Genomic DNA, 20,063 nt, shown 5'->3' with positions numbered 1-20,063 from the left:
GAACCCGGTCAGCGCGCCAGCACCGGCGCCAGCGCGAGGCCGGTGTGAGTGCCCAGCGCGACCAATTGTTCCGGCGTCGCCGCCGCCACCACCCGGCCGCCGCCGGTGCCGCCCTCGGGCCCGAGGTCGATCACCCAGTCGGCCTCGGCGATGACGTCCAGATCGTGCTCGATGACGACCACGCTGTGGCCGGCATCGACCAGGCGGTGCAGCACGCGGATCAGGCGCTCGACATCGGCCATGTGCAGGCCCACCGTCGGCTCGTCGAGCACGTACAGCGTGTGCGGCGGCCTGGGCGTGCGACGGCCCTTGGGCGCCTTGCCGGCGGCCGTGGCCTCGGCGATGGCCGCATCGGTCAGCTCGGTGGACAGCGGCGACTCGTCGCGCACCTTGACCAGCTCGGTCACCAGCTTGATGCGCTGGGCCTCGCCGCCGGACAGCGTCGGGCTGGGCTGGCCCAGCGTCAGATAGCCCAGGCCGACGTCCTGCAGCAGCTTCAGCGGATGGGCGATGGCCGGCATGCTGGCGAAGAAGGCCACCGCCTCGTCCACGCTCATCGCCAGCACGTCGCCGATGCTCTTGCCGCGCCAGGTCACGGCCAGCGTCTCGGGGTTGAAGCGCGCGCCGTGGCAGGTGTCGCAGGGCAGCTTGACGTCGGGCAGGAAGCTCATCTCCACCGTCACCATGCCCTGGCCCTCGCAGGCCGGGCAGCGACCGGCGCCGGTGTTGAAGCTGAAGCGGCCGGCCGCATAACCGCGGGCCTTGGACTCCAGCGTCTCGGCGTAGAGCTTGCGGATCGCGTCCCAGAAGCCGATGTAGGTGGCCGGGCAGCTGCGCGGGGTCTTGCCGATCGGCGTCTGGTCGACCTCCAGCACGCGCTCGATCTGCTCGACGCCGCTCAGCGTGGCCAGCCCGCGCAGGCCCGGGCCCTGGCCGGCCTCGATCGCCTTGCGGCCGGCCGCGGTGGCGCGCGCCTGCACCTGGGTCTGCACGTTGGCCAGCAGCACGTCGCGCGCCAGCGTGCTCTTGCCCGAACCGCTGACGCCGGTCACCGCCACCAACCGCTGCAGCGGCACCTGCACCGCCACGCCCTGCAGGTTGTGCAGCGTCGCCCCCGTCATCCCCAACTGCCAGGTCGCGCGGTTGACGATGCGGCGCGGCCGCAGCGGATGCTTCAGCGGATGGGCCAGACAACGGCCGGTGACCGAATCGGGCGCGGCCGCCAGCGCTGCCGCGTCGCCCTGGGCGATGAGCTGGCCGCCGCGCTTGCCGGCGCCCGGGCCGATGTCGATCAGGTGATCGGCACGGCGGATCGTGTCCTCGTCGTGCTCGACGACGACCAGCGTGTTGCCCTGCGCGCTCAGCCGGTTCAGCGCATTGAGCAGGATGCCGTTGTCGCGCGGGTGCAGGCCGATGGTCGGCTCGTCCAGCACGTAGCACACGCCCTGCAGATTGCTGCCCAGCTGGGCGGCCAGGCGGATGCGCTGGGCCTCGCCGCCGGACAGCGTGGGCGCGGCCCGGTCCAGCGTCAGATAGCCCAGGCCCACCTCCTCCAGGAAGCGCAGGCGCGAGGCGATCTCGGCCACCACGTCGCGGGCGATGGCCGCGTCGCGGCCTTCCAGACGCAGGCCGTCGATCCAGCCGCGCACCGCGCTGACCGAGCGCATCGCGATCTCGCCGATGCCCTGGTCGTCGAAGCGGATCGCGCGCGCCACCGGGTTCAGCCGCGTGCCGCCGCAGTCCTCACAGGGCTGGTCGCTCAGGTCCTCGACCTCGGGCTCCTCGGCGAAGCGCTGCTCGCGGCCCTTCTGGTCGTCGTCGCGCACGCTGTCGTCGAAGGCCTTGCGCTGCTCGCGCGTCAGGCGCAGGCCGGTGCCGACGCAGCCGGGGCACCAGCCGTGCTTGCTGTTGTAGCTGAACAGGCGCGGGTCGAGCTCCGGGTAACTGGTGCTGCAGGTCGGACAGGCGCGGCGGGTCGAATGCACCTTGAGTGCGCCCAGGCCGGCCCCGTCCCCGCCCGCGGCCAGCGACTCGGCCAGGCCGTCGAGCGGGCTGAGCACGTGCACCACGCCCTTGCCCAGGTCCAGCGCCTTGGCGAGCGCCGCGCGCAGGCCGGCCTCGTCGGCCGGATCGACGACGAAATCGGCGACCGGCAGCTCCAGCGTGTGCTCCTTGAAGCGGTCCAGCCGCGGCCAGGGATCGACCGGCACGAAGGCGCCGTCCACGCGCAGATGGGTGTGGCCGCGCGCCTTGGCCCACTTGGCCAGATCGGTGTAGACGCCCTTGCGGTGGACGACGAGGGGCGCCAGCAGGCCGATGTGCTGGCCGCGGTGGCCCCCGGCGGCCGGCGTGCGCAGCAGCTGGGCGGCGATGCTCTCGATGCTCTGCGGCTGCACCGGCGTGCCGTCGTGGATGCAGCGCTGGATGCCCAGCTTGACCCACAGCAGGCGCAGGAAGTGCCAGACCTCGGTGGTGGTGGCCACGGTGGACTTGCGCCCGCCGCGCGACAGCCGCTGCTCGATGGCCACCGTCGGCGGAATGCCCCACACCGCGTCGACCTCGGGCCGGCCGGCCGGCTGCACGATGGAGCGCGCATAGGCGTTCAGGCTCTCCAGGTAGCGGCGCTGGCCCTCGTTGAACAGGATGTCGAAGGCCAGCGTGCTCTTGCCCGAACCGCTGACGCCGGTGATGACGCTGAACTTGCCGCGCGGGATGTCGACCGACAGCGCCTTCAGGTTGTGCTCGCGGGCGTTGACGATGCGGATCGCGTCGGCGCCCTCGGTGGCCGCGCGCGCGGCGTCGCGCCGGGCCTTGGCCACGAGCTGCAGCGGCCGGCCCTCCTCGACCTGGCCGAGCGCGCCGTCATAGGCCCGCAGCGCGGCGCCGGTGTGCGAGCCGGCGTGGGCGCGCACCACCTCGGGCGGGCCGGCCACCATCAGCTGGCCGCCGCCGTCGCCGCCCTCGGGGCCGAGGTCGATGATCCAGTCGGCGCTGCGGATCACGTCCAGGTTGTGCTCGATGACGATCAGCGAGTGGCCGGCCTCCAGCAGCTTGCGCATGCTGCGCATCAGCTTGGCGATGTCGTCGAAGTGCAGGCCGGTGGTCGGCTCGTCGAACAGGAACAGCGTGCCCTTCTTCGCCACCGCGGGCGGCGCCGCGGCGCCGGAGACCCCGGCCTCGGCCAGGAAGCCCGCCAGCTTCAGGCGTTGGGCCTCGCCGCCCGACAGCGTGGGCACCGGCTGGCCCAGGCGCACGTAGTCGAGGCCGACGTCGACGATGGGCTGCAGCCGCTGGATCACCGCACGGTCCTCGCGGAACAGCGCGCAGGCCTCGGAGACGGTCAGCTCCAGCACGTCGGCCACGCTGAGCGCCCGGCCGCCGCGGGCGATCGTCGCCTCCAGGATCTCGGCGCGGAAGCGTCGGCCGTCGCACTCCGGGCAGCGCAGGTAGACGTCGGAGAGGAACTGCATCTCCACGTGCTCGAAGCCCGAGCCGCCGCAGTGCGGGCAGCGCCCGTCGCCGGCGTTGAAGCTGAACATGCCGGCGCCGTAGCCGCGCTCGATGGCCAGCGGCGCCTGCGCGAACAGCTTGCGGATCTCGTCGAAGGCGCCGAGGTAGCTGACCGGGTTGGAGCGCGCGGTCTTGCCGATCGGGCTCTGGTCGACGAAGACGGCCGCCGCCAGCCAGTCCATGCCCAGCACCGCGTCATGCTCGCCCGGGGCCTCGGTGGCCTGGCCGAAGTGGCGCAGCAGGGCCGGCACCAGCAGGTCCTGCACCAGCGTGCTCTTGCCCGAGCCGCTGACGCCGGTGACGACCGTCAGGCGCTGCAGCGGAAAGCTGACCTCCAGGTTGCGCAGATTGTTGGCCCGCGCGCCCTGCACGATCAGCCGCGGCGTGCTGTCGCCGACATGGCGGCGGATGCCCATGCCCACGTGCTTGCGCCCGCCCAGATAGGCGCCGGTCAGCGTGTCGGCCGAGCGCACCGCGTCGGGCGTGCCGTCGAAGACGATGCGCCCGCCCTGCTCGCCCGGGCCCGGGCCCATGTCGATCAGGCGGTCGGCGGCCAGCATCACCGCCGGGTCATGCTCGACCACCACCAGCGTGTTGCCGGCATCGCGCAGCCGGTGCATGGCCTGCACGATGCGGTCCATGTCGCGCGGGTGCAGGCCGATGCTGGGCTCGTCCAGCACGAACAGCGTGTTGACCAGCGAGGTGCCCAGCGCCGTGGTCAGGTTGATGCGCTGCACCTCGCCGCCGGACAGCGTGCGGCTCTGGCGGTCCAGCGTCAGATAGCCCAGGCCGACGTCGACCAGGTACTTCAGCCGCGTGCGGATCTCGGAGAGCACCAGCTTGCCCGCCTCGTCGGCCAGCCCGGCGGGCAGCGTGAGGCGGTCGAAGAAGCGCTGCAGCCGGGCGATCGGCAGCCGCATCAGGTCGTGCAGGCCGAGGCCGGGCAGCGCGTCGAGCTGGGCGCGCGTCCAGGCCACGCCCTGGGGCAGGAAGCGCTCGACGGCCAGGCCGCCGCCGGCCGGCGCCAGCGCGGTCCGGGCCTCGTCGTGCTCGCCGACGCGCCACAGCAGCGCCTCGGTCTTCAGCCGTGCGCCACCGCAGCTGCCGCAGGTGGTGTAACTGCGGTACTTCGAGAGCAGCACGCGGATGTGCATCTTGTACGCCTTGCTCTCGAGGTACTCGAAGAAGCGCAGGACGCCGTACCACTGCTTGTTCCAGTTGCCGGCCCAGTTCGGGCTGCCCTGGATCACCCAGTCGCGCTGCTCGGGGCTGAGCTGGTTCCACGCGGTGTCGCGCGGGATGCCGGCATCGCCGGCGTACTTCATCAGATCGTCCTGGCACTCCTTCCAGGCCGGCGTCTGCAGCGGCTTGATGGCGCCGTTGCGCAGCGTCTTGCGGTGGTCGGGGATGACCAGGCCGAGGTCGACCCCGATCACGCGGCCGAAGCCACGGCAGGTGTCGCAGGCGCCGAGCGCGCTGTTGAAGCTGAACAGCGCGGGCTGCGGCTCGGCGTAGCGCAGATCGCTGTCCGGGCAGTGCAGGCCGGTCGACCAACGCCAGATCTCAGGCGCATCGCCGTCGGCCGCGTCCGCCTTGAGCACATGCACGTTGACGCGCCCGCTGCCGCGCTTGAGGCACAGCTCGATGGCCTCGATGCCGCGCGCGCGCTCGGTTCCGGCGACGCGGAAGCGGTCGGCCACCACGTCGAGCAGCGTGACCTGCACCGACTCGTCGCCCGGCCGCGGCCCGACGCGCCGCGCCTGCACGCGCGAGAAGCCGCTGGCCGACAGCCACTGCTCGACCTCGGCATCGGTGACCGTGGCCGGCAGCTCGACCGGGAAGGTCAGCACCACGCGCGGATCGCCGGCGGCGGCGGCCCGGGCCTGCAGATCGGCCCAGATGGTGTCGGCCGTGTCGTGGCGCACCGGCTGCGCGGTCTGGCGGTCGAACAGCCGCGCGGCCCGCGCGAACAGCAGCTTCAGGTGGTCGTTGAGCTCCGTCATCGTGCCGACCGTCGAGCGCGAGCTGCGCACCGGGTTGGTCTGGTCGATGGCGATGGCCGGCGGCACGCCGTCGACGCGGTCGACCGCCGGACGGTCCATGCGGTCGAGGAACTGCCGGGCGTAGGCGCTGAAGGTCTCGACGTAACGCCGCTGACCTTCGGCGTACAGCGTGTCGAAGACGAGGCTGGACTTGCCCGAGCCGCTGGGGCCGGTGACCACCGTCAGCTCGCCGGTGCGGATGTCGAGATCGACCTGCTTGAGGTTGTGCTGGCGCGCCCCCCGGATGCGGATCAGGCCGCCTCCGGCCGCCGTGCCGGAATCGGTCTCGGGGATGTGCAGGTCATCGGCACCGGGCATGCAGCAGGCTCCGCCAGAAAGGAAGCGGGTGATTCTACGGATCGGGTCCGGCCCGCACGGCCGCCGGGACAAGCCGCCACGACCCGGCGGCAGGCCCGTCGCCCCGGCCTGACACCCCGCTGTACCGGCCTGTCGCGGTTCACGCGATATGTAACATCCGGTGTTAGAGTGCTGACGGCTTTGCCGCCAGGACAGCCAGAGAGAGGGAGCGGCCGCACTCCACACAACCATCCACGTGCGCCGACAACTGCGTAGTACCTAGGACCGGATGGGACCCCCAGACCCCGAGTTGCGCGGCGGCACAGGCGTGCCGGTGGCCGCGCAGGACTGTTTCCTGGAGCTCGACGTACGGCGCGCACGCGCCTGGCTGTCGCCGACCCTGGCCCGCTGGTTGGGCTGGACGACGGGCTCGGGCGACGTGGCGCTGCACCGGCTGGCACGGCGCATCCATGCGGCCGACCGCCAGCTGTGGGCCGAGGTCTGGCGCGCGCGGCGCGACGGCGCGACGGGCACCGGCGGCGCGGCGGCCGGCAGCTGGTCCCACGAGATGCGCTTGCGCGACGCGCTGGGGCGCTGGCAGCGTGTCAGCGGCCTGGCCCGCTGGTGGCGCCAGCCCGACGGGCTGCGACTGACGGTGCACTGGCAGCTCGACAGCGGCCCCCCGCCGCCGGGCGCGCACGAGGCCGACGCCGCCGAGGAGCCGCCCGAGCTGACCATCGCACGCCTGCGCCTGGCGCTGCGCCGGGCCGAACAGCGCCGCCACGCGGCCGAGCGGGCCAACGCCGCCAAGACGCGCTTCCTGGCGCACATCAGCCACGAGATCCGCACCCCGCTGTCGGGCGTGCTGGGCCTGACGGAGCTGGCCCTGCAGCGCGCCCACAGCGCCGATCTGCGCCGCTACCTGGAGCAGGCCCGCCTGTCGGGCCAGGCCCTGCACCAGGTCATCAGCGATGTGCTGGATCTCTCGCGCATCGAGGCCGGCCACACCGAGCTGCGGCCGGTGGAGTTCGACCTCGGCGCCCTGCTGTGCGAGGCGGTGCGTGGCCTGCTGCCGCTGACGCGCGGCGCCACGCTGATGCTGCTGTTCGACCACGAGGGGCCCGAGGCCACGGTGCGCGGCGACCCCGGCGCCCTGCGCCAGATCATCACCAACCTGGTCGGCAACGCGATCAAGTACACCCCCTGCGGCGCGGTGCGGGTGATCGCCCGCATCCGGCCCTGCGGCCACGAACGGCTGCAGCTGCAGCTCGACGTGATCGACAACGGCCCCGGCATCCCCGAGACCCTGCGCCCCCTGCTGTTCGAGCCCTTCGTGCGCGGTCGCACGCCGGCCGTGCAGGGGCCGGAGGGGGCCGGCCTGGGGCTGGCCATCGCCCAGGCGCTGACACGGGCGACCGGTGGCCAGCTCGCCCTGCTGGACAGCCCGGTGGGCGCGCATTTCCGCCTGGAGGTGACGCTGGCCCAGGTCGGCGCCCTGCGCCAGGCCCCGGCGCGGGCGCAGGCCGCCCCGGCCTGGCTGGTCTTTCCCGACCGGGACTCGGGCGAGCACATGGCCCGCCGCCTGCGCCGGCAGGGCTGGGACTGCACGCTGCTGACCGACGTGGCCCAGGCCGTGGCCCTGGCCCGCCAGCCCTGGGGCGAACGGGCGCCGGTGGTGCTCCTGGCCGAACCGGCGCTGCAACGCGATGTCCAGCTGCGCCCGCTGCGCGAAGCCCTGCCCGACAGCGCCCTCTACCTGCTGATCCGGCCGGACTGGCACGAGCCGCTGCTGGAGTCACAGGCCCGCACCCTGGGCATCCAGCCGCTGGTCGCGCCCCTGACGCCGACCGAGCTGGTGCACCTGCAGCGGGCGCCCGAAACCGCCCCGGCGCCCCCGCCCCACACCCCGGCCCGCCTGCAGGCACGCTCCGGTGCCGGGCCGGCCGGCGCCCGATCCTCCCGGCGGGTCCTGCTGGTGGAGGACGACGAGGTCAACCAGCTGGTGGGCAGCGAGTTCCTGCGTGCGCTCGGCCTGCAGGTCCAGGTGGCCGCGGACGGCCAGGCCGCCCTGGCCGCCTGCGCGGCCCCCGGCGGCGGGCTCGACCTGGTGCTGATGGACCTGCAACTGCCCGACATCGACGGCCTGCAGGTGACGCAGATGCTGCTCGAACGCCAACGGCGGGGCCAGTGGGTCGGCGCCCCCATCGTCGCCCTCACCGCCCATGCCACGCCCGAGCACCAGGCCGCCTGCGAGGCCGCGGGCATGGCCGGCATGCTGACCAAGCCGCTGTCGCTGGACCTGCTGCGCCGCGTGCTCCCGCGCTGGCTCTGAACGGCCCCCAGGACAGGACGCGACAATCGCGCCATGTCCGATCCGACCCCCGCTCCGCTGGCCGCGGGCACCGGTGCCACGAGCCCGGCCCGCCCGCCCTCCTCTCCGGCCACCCCGACCGCCGCCACCGCACCGGCACCCACCGCACCGGCCGTGGTCTCCGGCACCGTCGGCCTGCGCCACAGCCTGCTCGACGATGGCCAGGCCCTGGCCGTCGGCATCCTGTTCGCCGCCCTCGGCCTGCTGCTGTTCCGCAAGGCCGGGCTGATGACCGGCGGCACCGTCGGCCTGGCCCTGCTGGCCCACTACGCGACCGAAGGGTCGTTCAGCCTGCTGCTGTTCATCATCAACCTGCCCTTCTACGTGCTGGCCTGGCAGCGCATGGGCTGGAAGTTCACCGTCAAGACGCTGATCGCCGTCACCGGTCTGTCGCTGCTGAGCGCCGCGCTGCCGGACTGGCTGCAGCTGCAGGCGGTCGATCCGGTGTTCGCCGCCATCGCCGGCGGCCTGCTGGTGGGCACCGGCTTCATCATCCTGTTCCGCCACCGCGCCAGCCTGGGCGGGCTGAACGTGGTCGTGATGTGGGTGCAGGAGCGCTGGGGCCTGCGCGCCGGCTGGCTGCAGCTGGCGCTCGACGGCAGCATCCTGCTGGCCTCCGCGCCGTGGATGGACGCGCGCCGGCTGGCGCTGTCGGTGCTGGCTGCCGCGGCGATGAACTTCGCGCTGGCGCTCAACCACCGGCCCGGCCGCTACCGCGGCGCCTGAGGCCGCACCCCGCGATGGTGAGCCCCCTCGAGGCCCCGCGGGGTCTGCCGGCACGGTCCTGGCTGCTGCTGGGCCTGGACTTCTCCAGCGCACCCAGCCGCCGCAAGCCGGTGACGCTGGCCATCGGCGAGCGCGTGCAGGGCGTCGTGCGCCTGCAGACCCTGCTGCGCCTGCCGACGCTGGAGGCCGTCGCGCAGTGGCTGGCGGCGCCGACGCCCGCCGCGCCGCCCCGGCCCTGGCTCGGCGGCTTCGACCTGCCCTTCGGCCTGCCGCGCGAGCTGGTGGAGACGCTGGGCTGGCCGCGCGACTGGGCCGCCTGCATCGACCACTACGTCGCGCAGGACCGCCGCGCGCTGCGCGACACCTTCGCCGCCTTCTGTGCGGCGCGGCCGGTCGGAGCCAAGTTCGCGCACCGCGCCTGCGACCGGCCGGCCGGCTCCAGCCCGTCGATGAAGTGGGTCAACCCGCCGGTGGCCTGGATGCTGCACGCGGGCGTGCCGCTGCTGCGCGCGGCCGGCTGGCAGCTGCCGGCGCACGAGGCCGGACCGCCGCCGACCGGCGACCGACGGCAGGACCCGGCGATCGGCGCCCCCCCGGCGGCCGCGGCCGGGACGAACCCGCCCGCCCCGGCCACCCCGGCCACCCCGGCCACCCCGGCCACCGATACGCTGCCACGCCTGGCGCTGGAGGCCTACCCCGGCCTGCTCGCCCGCGAGCTGATCGGCACCCGTTCCTACAAGGCCGACGACGCGGCCCGCCAGACGCCCGAGCGCCTGATCGCGCGCAAGGACATGGTCGATGCCCTGGAGCAGGGCCGCAGCCAGCGCCTGGACGGGCTGCGCCTGAAGCTCAGCGCCGCCCAGCGCGAGGCGCTGGCCGACGACCCCACCGGCGATCTGCTGGACGCCACGCTGTGCCTGATGCAGGCCGCCTGGGCCCTGCAGCGTCCGCACTGGGGCCTGCCGGACGGCATCGATCCGCTCGAAGGCTGGATCCTCTGCGCCTGAGGGGCCGGGGGCGCCCGCCGGTCTCCGGTCCCCGCTCCCCGCTCTCCGGCCTCCGGTCTCCGCCGTCACCGGTCGCGTGGATCGACGGTCGGGGCGATCCACGGTCAGCGGGTCAGCGTCGCCCGGGGCGATGCCGCACGGTCCGTGGCCGGGCCGCCACAGCGGCGGCGCCACGCACGGCGCGGCCATGAAACCGTTGTCAACGTGGACCGGGGGGGCCGGGTATGCTGCGCGCGCCGCCGCCCGGCCGCCATCGTGCGGCCGCCCTGCGGGCGTGTGCCCGGCGCACGCCCGACCCTGCCGATGTCCGACCCGATGTCCGACCGCTCCGCCTGCGCCCAGCCCCCGTCCCCCCGGACGGCGATCGTCCACGCTGCCGGAGGACCCGGGGCGGACACCCCGCTGGAGCGGCGCCCGCTCGGCCCGCGGCTGCTGGCCGGCCTGGGCTGCGCCCTGCTGCTGGCCAGCTGCGGTGGCGGCGCGGGCGGTGGTGGCGGTGGTGGCGAGCGCACGGGCACCGACGCCCCCGCGGCCGCCGCCAGCGCCAGCCCGCCGAGCGCCGCGGGCTCCGGGACGGCCGGCGCGTCCGCCCCGGCCGCCGCCGCCTCGGCGCCGCCGGTCAGCGTCACCGTGGTCAAGGCCCAGGCCCGCGCCTATCCGGTCACCCTCGATCTGTCGGGCACCGTCAGCGCGCTGTCGGCGGTCGAGGTGCGGCCGCAGATCAGCGCCCCGGTGGCCCGGGTCCATGTGCAGGAAGGCCAGACGGTGCGCGCCGGCCAGCCGCTGTTCACGCTGGAGGCCAAGGCCGACGAGGTCGCGCTGCGCAAGGCCGAGGCCCAGGTGCAGAAGGACCAGGCCACGCTGGCCGACGCCCAGCGTCAGCTCGCACGCCAGCAGGAGCTGCTGGCCCGCGGCTTCATCTCCCAGGGCGCGGTCGACACGGCCCAGGCCAATGTGGCGGCGCAGCAGGCGACGCTGGCCGCCGACCGGGCGGCGGTCGATGCCGTGCGCGTGCAGCTGGGCCATGCGCGCATCGTCGCGCCGGCCGGCGGCCGGGTCGGCCAGATCAATGTCTGGCCGGGCAGCCTGGTCACGCCCACCGGCGCGGTGCTGCTGACGGTCACGCGCATGGACCCGGTGACGGTGAGCTTCGCACTGCCGCAACGCCACCTGCCCGACGCGCTGGCCGCGCTGCAGCGCGGCGACGCGCCGGTGCTGGCGCTGCTCAAGCCCGAGGCCGCGGGCGAGGGCCGTGGCGGGCGTGGCGGTGGCGGTGGCGGCGGTGCGGGTGCAGGGTCAGGTTCTGGCTCAGGCGGCGGCAACGGTGCCGCCGCAGGCGCCGGTGGCCGCGGCGACGCCCCGTCCGGCCCAGGCGCGACGGGCTCACCCGCCGCCTCGGCGGGCAGCACCGTCGCCGGCACGGCCAACAGCCCGGCAGCCACCCACCCGGCCGCAGCCAGCGCGCCGGCCGGTGCGGCCTCGGGCACCGGCCGCGGCGCCGCGGGCGTGCTGTGCGCCGCGCCCAAGGCCGAGCGCCTGCTGGCTGACGAGGGCGACCGGCCCCGCGCGGGCGGCAGCCGCCGCGACGACGGCACCCCACCCGGCCCGCGCACGGCCCCGCCCGCGGCCGCGCGCGCCACGCCTGCCGCTCACGGCCCCGCCACGGCAGCCAGCGGCCCGGCGGCGGACGGCGCCCGCCCACGCCCCGACAAGCCGGCCGACGACGGCCGCCGCTGCGGCGTGCTGCGCTTCATCGACAGCCAGGTCGACGCGGCCACCGGCACCGTCAAGGCCAAGGCCCTGTTCGCCAACGCCGACCAGGCGCTGTGGCCCGGCGCCTACGTGCCGCTGCGCCTGCAGCTGCGCACGCTGGAGCGCGCGATCGTCGTGCCCCAGGCCGCGATCGTCCAGGGCGCCCGCGGCGCCAGCGTCTTCGTCGTCGATGCCGAAGGCCGGGCCGAGCAGCGGCCGGTCCAGCTGCTGCTGTCGGCCGGCACCGACGCGGTGCTCAGCGGTCTGAAGCCGGGCGAGCAGGTCGTGCTCGACGGCCGCCAGAACGTGCGGCCGGGCTCGAAGCTGGTGATCCGGCCGGCCGACGGCGGCGGCCGGGGCGGCCGGGACGGCGGCTCGCCGTCGGCGGGCGCCGCGAGCGCCAGCGCAGCAGCCGGTGCCGGTGCCGACGGGCGTCCGGCCACGGCCACGGCCACGGCCACGGGCTCGGCCTCGGGCCCGGCTCCGGCCGGCGCCGCCGCCAACGCACGGGGCGGCTGATGAACCTGTCCGAGCTCTTCATCCGCCGTCCGGTGATGACGGTGCTGCTGAACCTGGCCATCCTGCTGGCCGGGGTGCTGGCGCTGCGCGAGATCCCGGTCGCCGCCCTGCCCAGCTACGACACGCCGGTCATCACCGTCTCGGCCAGCCTGCCCGGCGCCAGCCCCGAGACCATGGCCACGGCCGTGGCCACGCCGCTGGAAAAGCAGTTCCAGACCATTCCCGGCCTGGCCCTGATCAGTTCGACCAGCACGCTGGGCTCGACCAACGTGACGCTGGAGTTCGAGGAAGGCCGCGCGATCGATGCCGCGGCGGTTGACGTGCAGGCCGCCCTGCTGCGCGCCCAGCGCAGCCTGCCGGCCGAGATGACGCAGCCGCCGAGCTACCGCAAGGTCAACCCGGCCGATGCGCCGGTGCTGCTGCTGCCGATGACCTCGCCCGCGCTCAGCCCGTCCGATCTGCAGGACTGGGCCGAGCACCTGATCGTGCCCACGCTGGCCACGCTGCCCGGCGTGGCCCAGGTCAACATCTTCGGCGCCAAGCGTTATGCGGTGCGGGTGCGCGCCAACCCGGCCGCGCTGGCCGCCCGCAACCTCACGCTCGACGAGCTGCGCACGGCGCTGGCCACGGCCAACGCCAACAGCCCGGTCGGCACGCTGGAAGGCCCGCGCCAGGTGCTGACGCTGCAGGCCAACGCCCAGCTGCGCAACGCGGCCGAGTTCGCGCAGCTGATCGTGGCCACGCGCAACGGCGCCCCGGTGCGCCTGGCCGAGGTGGCCGAGGTGCTCGACAGCCTGGAGACGCTCAAGACGCGGGCCGAGTTCAACGGCGAGCCCTCGATCACGCTGGCCGTCCAGCGCCAGAGCGGCGCCAACACCGTGCAAGTGGTCGACCGCGTCAAGGCCGAGCTGGCGCGGCTGCAGCCGCAGCTGCCGCAGTCGGTGCGCATCGGCGTCAACAACGACCGCTCGGTGTCGGTGCGCGAGGCGCTGCACGACGTCTCGCTGACGCTGGCCGGCACCATCGTGCTGGTGGTGCTGGTGATGTACCTGTTCCTGCGCAAGGCGGTGGCCACGCTGATTCCGGCCCTCAGTCTGCCCGTCAGCCTGCTGGGTGCGGTGGCGCTGCTGTGGGGCCTGGGCCACAGCCTGGACAACATCTCGCTGCTGGGCCTGACGCTGGCCGTGGGCCTGGTGGTCGACGACGCGATCGTGATGCTGGAGAACATCGTGCGCCACATCGAGAACGGCGAGCCGCCGTTCCAGGCCGCGCTCAAGGCCTCGCGCGAGGTCGGCTTCACCATCCTGTCGATCTCGACCTCGCTGATCGCGGTCTTCATCCCGATCTTCTTCATGCCGGGCGTCATCGGCCTGCTGTTCCACGAGTTCGCGGTCGTGGTCGGCCTGTCGGTGCTGGTCTCGGCCTTCGTCTCGCTGACGCTGGTGCCGATGCTGGCCAGCCGCTGGCTGCGGCCCGAAGCCGGGACCGGCGGCGACGGCCACCACGTCCACGGCCAGGACGGCTCGGTGCTGGTGCGCGTCTTCGAGCGCGGCTTCGACGCCGTGCTGCGCGGCTACACCCGCTCGCTCGACGCCGCGCTGCGCTGGCGGCGCGCGGTGCTGGTGCTGGCGCTGGCCACCTTCGCCGCCACCGCCTGGCTGTTCACCGACATCCCCAAGGGCTTCTTCCCCGAGGAGGACATCGGCCAGATCAACGTCACCACCGAGGCGGCCGAGGACGTCTCCTTCGAGCAGATGCAGCTGCTGCAGGACCGGGTCGCGCGCATCTTCCGCGAGGATCCGGCGGTGGCCACGGTCAGCTCCTTCATGGGCGGCAACAACGCGGTCAACAGCGGCCGGCTGTTCATCAACCTGAAGGCCCGCGACCAGCGCCCGGCGATGAAGCCGGTGATCGAGGGCCTGCGCAAGAAACTGCGCGGCGTGGCCGGCATCCAGGTCTTCATGCGGCCGACGCAGAACCTGCAGCTCGGCGGCCGCCAGTCCAAGGCGCAGTACCAGTACATCCTGCAGAGCGTGCAGCCGGGCGAGCTCGGCGACTGGTCGCGCAGGCTGCTGGAGCCGATGCGCAGCGACCCGCTGTTCCGCGACGTGACCACCGACAGCCAGCTGCGCGGCCTGCAGGCCACGCTGCAGATCGACCGCGAACGCGCGGCCACGCTCGGCGTGGAGATGGGCGCGCTGCGCTCGGCGCTGTACTCGGCCTTCGGCGAGCGCCAGGTCGGCCAGCTCTACACGCCGACCGACGCGTACGCGCTGATCCTGGAGGCCACGCCCGAGGCCCGTGCCGACGAGCGCGCGCTGGAGGGCATCCACGTGCGCGGCACCGGCGGCGTGCTGGTGCCGCTGTCGGCCTTCGCCACCGTGCAGCGCACGGTCGGGCCGACGGCGGTCAACCACGTCGGCCAGCTGCAGGCGGTGACGCTGTCGTTCAACCTCGCGCCCGGCGTCGCGCTCGGCCAGGCCACCGACCGCATCGACGCGCTGCGCGAGCGCCTGGGCATGCCGGCCTCGATCGTCAGCCGCTGGGGCGGCGACGCGGCGGTGTTCAAGAACAGCCAGGGCAGCCAGACGGTGCTGATCATCGCCGCGCTGCTGGTGATCTACGTGCTGCTGGGCGTGCTCTACGAGAGCTGGGTCCACCCGCTGACCATCCTGGCCGGCCTGCCCTCGGCGGCCGTGGGCGCGCTGCTGACGCTCAAGTTCTACGGCATGGACCTGACGCTGATCGCCACCATCGGCATCCTGCTGCTGATCGGCGTGGTCAAGAAGAACGCGATCATGATGATCGACTTCGCGCTGGAGGAGCAGCGCGAGCACGGCTGGAGCCCGCAGCAGGCGATCCGCGAGGCCTGCATCCTGCGCTTCCGGCCGATCATGATGACCACGCTGGCGGCCTTCGTCGGCGCGCTGCCGATCGCGCTCGGCATCGGCGCCGGCGCCGAGCTGCGCCAGCCGCTGGGTCTCGCGGTGTGCGGCGGCCTGGTGTTCTCGCAGGCGGTCACGCTCTACATCACGCCGGTGATCTACCTGGCGCTGGACCGCTGGAGCGGGCGCGGGCCGGATCGCCGGCCGGAGCAGATGCCGGCCGCGGTGCCGCCGCCAGAAGTGACGCCGGCCGCCGTGGCGACGCCGCCGGGTCTGGCGGGCTGAACGAACCGGGCCGGGAGGCGCTCCGCGTCCGGGGCCGCGTCCGGACGCGGGTGTCAGTCCGGCGCGCCGCGCCGCTGCACCGCCTCGCCCGGGCCGGCGCTGACGTAGTCGTCGTTCAGCCGGGCCCAGCCGCGGTCGCGCTCGCGGGCGATCAGGGCCCGCAGCGCCTCGCGCTCGGCCGGCCGCAGGCCGCTGTCGTGGTGCAGCGCGATCTCGGCCAGCAGCGCCCAGTCCAGGTCGGCATCGGCCGGATCGAGCCACAGCTCGGCGGTGGCGGGCAGCAGGGCCAGCAACTGGTCGGCCGTGCTGCGGCCGTCCTCGGGCTGCAGCCGCAGCTGCTGCGGCCAGCGCGCGGGCCGCGGCGCAGCCGCATCGGGCGGCGCCCACAGCACCAGCAGACGCAGCGCGGGCCGGCTGTCGACCAGCGGCCCCTGGGGCGTGTTGACCAGCTCGGTGCTGGCCTCGACCACCGTGCGCGCCGCGCCGATCCAGGCCCCCGGCCGCCAGGGCGTGCACACCCGCGGGTCGAGCGCCGCGCGCAGGCCGATGGCGCGCAGATCGGGCTGCCAGTCCTGCAGCGCCTGCGCGGTCTGGTCGCGCTGCCAGCGCTGGGCGGCAGCGCCGGCCCGGCGCATCGTGGCCGCGTCGGCCTCGCCATCGGTGTGGGACAGGTCGAGGTCGAGATCGTCGGCGTGATCGGCGTGGTCAGCGACGGCGGCGGCGATGGCGGACGGCGGCAGGGGCTCGACGTCGACCACGTCCTCGGCCTGCCAGCGCAGGCCCGAGCGCAGCTGGCCCGAGCGCGCTGCGCCGGTGGCCGGCTCGGTGGACACGCCGGCACCGGCAGCGCCGAAACCGACCGCAGCGGCTGCAGCGGCGCCCGCAGCGGCCGCCGACCCCGGCGGCGGACCGTCCGCGCCGCGGCCCTGTGCGCCGGGCGCGTCCCAGGGCATGGCGCCGGCCTGCGCGGCGGCCACCGCCGCCGCCTGGGCGGCCTGCACGCTGGCCACCACGCCCGACAGGTCGATGCCGGGCGCCGCCGGGGCGTCCAGCACATCGGCCTGTTGCAGGCGGCGGGCGAAACCGCGCAGGCTCAGGTCGGGGGCCTCGTCCGGTGACGAGGGCGGCGGGGCGTCGGCGGGCAGCGTCGAGGTCACCCGCCTATTGTGCGCTGCACAGGGACAGCGGACGGCCCGACCACCGCCGCCCGCGCAAGGTGAGGGGGGGCAATTCCGCACAGCCCCGCACAATCGCCGGATGCGCCCGCCCGCCCCACCCGCTCGCCGTCGCGCCCGCCACACGCCTGCGGCCGCGCCGGCAGGAGCGGCAGCGTCGGTGGGGCCGGTGGGGCCGGTGCCGGTGCCGGTGCCGGTGCAGGCGGAGGCGGTGGTGGTGGCTGACGCGGCGCTCACGGCGGCAGTCAGCGTCCCGGCGGACGCCAGGGGCACGGCCGAGGCGGCGCGGCACCCCGCCGCAGCCGCAGCCACCGCCACCGCCACAGCCACCGGCCGACAGCGGTTGCAGGCATGGTTCGAGGCCCGCGGCTGGCAGCCCTTCGACTTCCAGCAGGCGGTCTGGCAGGCGATGGCCGAGGGCCGCAGCGGTCTGTTGCACGCGACCACCGGCGCCGGCAAGACCCTGGCCGCCGGCTTCGGTGCCTGGCTGCGCGCGCCACAGCCACAGCCACAGCCACAGCCACAGCCACAGCCACAGCCACAGCCGCAACCGCGGCCGACGCCCGCCACCGCCACCGCCACCGCCACCGCCACCGCCACCGCCACCGCCACCGCCACCGCCACCGCCACCGCCACCGCCACCGCCACCGCCGGCCGCCCACCCGCACCACCGCCCCCGCTGCAGGTGCTGTGGATCACGCCGATGCGCGCCCTGGCGGCCGACACGACCCGCGCGCTGACCGAGGCCCTGGCCCCGCTGGCCCCCGCCTGGACGATCGGCCTGCGCAGCGGCGACACGCCGGCCGCTGAACGTGCGCGTCAGGACCGCCGGCTGCCGACCCTGCTGGTGACCACCCCCGAATCGCTGAGCCTGCTGCTGACCCGCGCCGACGCCCGCGAGCGCCTGCGCCACGTGCACACCGTGATCGTCGACGAATGGCACGAGCAGGTCGGCAACAAGCGCGGCGTGCAGCTGCAGCTGGCGCTGGCCCGGCTGCGCCATTTCCGGGAAGGCCTCCAGGGCCATCAGGGCCGCCAAGGCGACGGGCCCGTGGTCTGGGGCCTGTCGGCCACGCTCGGCAACCTGGAGGCCGCGCGCGACATGCTGCTGGGACCGCAGGCCGCCGCGCACGCCCCGCCGCCGGCCCTGGTGCGCGGGCGCATCGACAAGACCCTGGTCGTCGACACCCTGCCGCCGGCGCAGCCCGGGCGCTTCGCCTGGGGCGGCCATCTGGGCGCGCAGATGGTGGCGCCGGTGGCCGCCGAGATCGCGGCCACGGCCGGGCATGCCGACCCACGCCAGCGCGGCAGCACGCTGGTCTTCACCAACGTGCGCAGCCAGGCCGAGGCCTGGTACCAGCTGCTGCTGGAGGCCCGCCCGGACTGGGCCGGCCGCATCGCGCTGCACCACGGCTCGCTGGACCGGAGCGTGCGCGACTGGGTCGAGGCCGGCCTGAAGGACGGCAGCCTGATCGCCGTGGTGGCCACCGCCTCGCTCGATCTGGGCGTGGACTTCGTGCCGGTGGCCCGCGTGCTGCAGATCGGCTCGGCCAAGGGCGTGGCGCGGCTGCTGCAGCGCGCCGGCCGCTCGGGCCACCAGCCCGGCCGCCACAGCCGCATCACGCTGGTGCCGACGAACACGCTGGAGCTGATCGAGGCCGTGGCCGCCCGACGCGCGATCGCCGCCGGCCGCGTCGAGCCGCGCGCCGCCCCCGAACAGCCGCTGGACGTGCTGGTCCAGCATCTGGTGACGGTGGCCCTCGGCGGCGGCTTCGAGGCCGATGCCCTGTACGCCGAAATCAGGGGCTGCTGGAGCTACCGGGCGCTGCCGCGCGCCGACTTCGACTGGGCGCTGGCCTTCGTCGAACTCGGCGGCGACTCGCTCGGCGCCTATCCCGAATACCACCGGGTGGTGCGCGGCGACGACGGCGTCTGGCGTGTACCGGACCGCGGCATCGCGCTGCGCCACCGGCTGCAGGTCGGCACCATCGTCGGCGACTCGGCGCTGGCGGTGCGCTGGTGGCACCAGGCCGCGGGCGGCGGCGGCTCGCTCGGCCAGATCGAGGAGAGCTTCGTCGCCCGGCTGCGCGCCGGCGACTGCTTCGTCTTCGCCGGCCGGCTGCTGGAATACGTCTGCACGCGCGACCAGGCGGCCTGGGTGCGCCGCGCCACCGCGCGCCGCGGCATCGTGCCGAGCTGGGGCGGCAGCCGCATGCCGCTGTCGACCGAGCTGGCCGACGCGACGCGCGCGGTGCTCGACGCGCTGCCGGCCGACGAGGCGCCTGATTTCGACGGTCTGCTGCGTGCGGATGCCGAACCCGAACTGCGCGCCGCACGGCCGATGCTGCAGGCCCAGGCCCGGCTGTCGCGCCTGCCACAGCCGGGCCGGCTGCTGGTCGAGCGGCTGCGCAGCCGCGAGGGCCACCACCTCTTCTTCTACCCTTACGCCGGACGTCTGGTGCATCTGGGCCTGGCCAGCCTGATCGCCTGGCGCCTGGCCCGCACACGGCCGGCGACCTGGTCGATCAGCGTCAACGACTACGGCTTCGAGCTGCTGTCGGCCACCGAGCCGGATCTGCAGGGGCTGTTCGACGGATCGTTGCTGGCGGACGGCGCAGACGACACGGACGGGGCGGCGCGGCCGTCCACCGCGACACCCGCGGACGATCCGCTGCTGCACGAGGTGCTGGCCAGCCTGAACAGCGGCGAGCTGGCCCGCAAGCGCTTCCGCGAGATCGCGCGCGTAGCGGGCCTGGTGTTCACCGGTTATCCGGGGGCGCCGAAGAGCACGCGCCAGCTGCAGGCCTCGTCCAGCCTGTTCTACGACGTCTTCCGCCAGTACGACCCGGCCAACCGCCTGCTGGCCCAGGCCGAGGGGGAGGTGCTGGCGCAGGAGCTGGATCTGCAGCGCCTGCGCGCGGCGCTGCGGCAGCTGCGGGGCCTGACGCCCGAACGGGTGAGCCTGACCACCCCCGGCCCCTTCGCGCTGGCGCTGATGGTCGAGCGCTTCCGCGAGCAGCTGAGTACCGAACAGCTGGGCGACCGCCTGCAGCGCCTGCTGGCCGAGGCAGCCGAGGTGATGCACGAGCCGGCACCGGAACCTTTGAACGGCCTGAGCGACCCTGACGCGCGATCGACGCGTCCACCCTCGCCCCGCCGCACGGAGGCCGCCGCGCGCCGTCGCCGCCGGACGTGAGGGTTGTGGAGCCGGCGGGGGCGTGCTCGGGGAAGCGCGCGGGGCGATCGGTGCGCGGCGACGGCTGGCCGGGCAGGCCGGGCTCCTCATGCCAAAAATCGTCGCCCGGCCTGCCCGTCCATCCGCCGCCCGATGCACCGCGCACCACGCGGGCATGCGCCGACCGCAGTGAATGGCGGTGGGCCAGGCCAGGCCAGGCCAGACCACACGCGCCCCACGCACCGGCCACTGCCAGAACATTGAGGGCCGGGCGGGGTCGGGGTGGGCCGCCCGACGATTTTTGGCATGAGGAGGGCGG

General features: G+C 74.7%; 8 protein-coding genes. 6 read left to right on the top strand and 2 right to left on the bottom strand.

Features of this window, described 5'->3' with window-relative positions; all coding sequences use genetic code 11:
- Positions 1-8: 8 nt before the first annotated feature.
- On the bottom strand, positions 9-5,870 hold the full coding sequence (uvrA, locus tag AACH11_RS06055) for an excinuclease ABC subunit UvrA (protein WP_341373308.1): 5,862 nt from the start codon (positions 5,868-5,870) through the stop codon (positions 9-11).
- A 268-nt stretch (positions 5,871-6,138) separates the two neighbouring features.
- On the opposite strand from uvrA, the gene AACH11_RS06050 reads away from it, so the two are divergent.
- The 5 genes from AACH11_RS06050 to AACH11_RS06030 all read left to right on the top strand — a co-directional run bounded on the left by AACH11_RS06050 (position 6,139) and on the right by AACH11_RS06030 (position 15,394).
- Positions 6,139-8,181: a hybrid sensor histidine kinase/response regulator gene (locus tag AACH11_RS06050; protein ID WP_341373307.1), complete on the top strand. Its 2,043-nt coding sequence runs from the start codon at positions 6,139-6,141 to the stop codon at positions 8,179-8,181.
- Between the two features lie 33 nt (positions 8,182-8,214).
- Positions 8,215-8,946: a YitT family protein gene (locus AACH11_RS06045; RefSeq protein WP_341373306.1), complete on the top strand. Its 732-nt coding sequence runs from the start codon at positions 8,215-8,217 to the stop codon at positions 8,944-8,946.
- Positions 8,947-8,960: 14 nt separating this feature from the next.
- A complete protein-coding gene (locus AACH11_RS06040) occupies positions 8,961-9,953 on the top strand; it encodes a DUF429 domain-containing protein (RefSeq protein ID WP_341373305.1) in 993 nt (330 codons plus the stop codon).
- Positions 9,954-10,268: 315 nt separating this feature from the next.
- Positions 10,269-12,224: an efflux RND transporter periplasmic adaptor subunit gene (locus AACH11_RS06035; protein ID WP_341373304.1), complete on the top strand. Its 1,956-nt coding sequence runs from the start codon at positions 10,269-10,271 to the stop codon at positions 12,222-12,224.
- The gene (locus AACH11_RS06030) at positions 12,224-15,394 is read left to right on the top strand and encodes an efflux RND transporter permease subunit (protein ID WP_341373303.1); all 3,171 of its coding nucleotides are present in this window, start codon (positions 12,224-12,226) and stop codon (positions 15,392-15,394) included. Before AACH11_RS06035 ends, AACH11_RS06030 begins: the two co-directional genes overlap by 1 nt.
- A gap of 53 nt (positions 15,395-15,447) precedes the next feature.
- Here the strand turns inward: AACH11_RS06030 and AACH11_RS06025 are convergent, their stop codons facing one another.
- On the bottom strand, positions 15,448-16,551 hold the full coding sequence (locus AACH11_RS06025; RefSeq protein ID WP_341373302.1) for a hypothetical protein: 1,104 nt from the start codon (positions 16,549-16,551) through the stop codon (positions 15,448-15,450).
- Between the two features lie 100 nt (positions 16,552-16,651).
- Here AACH11_RS06025 and AACH11_RS06020 point away from each other — a divergent pair, with 100 nt between their 5' ends.
- Complete coding sequence (locus AACH11_RS06020) at positions 16,652-19,765, top strand: ligase-associated DNA damage response DEXH box helicase (RefSeq protein ID WP_341373301.1); 3,114 nt, start codon at positions 16,652-16,654, stop codon at positions 19,763-19,765.
- Positions 19,766-20,063: the final 298 nt, after the last annotated feature.

Source organism: Pseudaquabacterium rugosum (genome assembly GCF_038066575.1).
In the GTDB taxonomy this organism is placed as follows: Bacteria; Pseudomonadota; Gammaproteobacteria; order Burkholderiales; family Burkholderiaceae_C; genus Pseudaquabacterium; species Pseudaquabacterium rugosum.
This window is presented reverse-complemented; position numbering and strand designations above follow the sequence as displayed.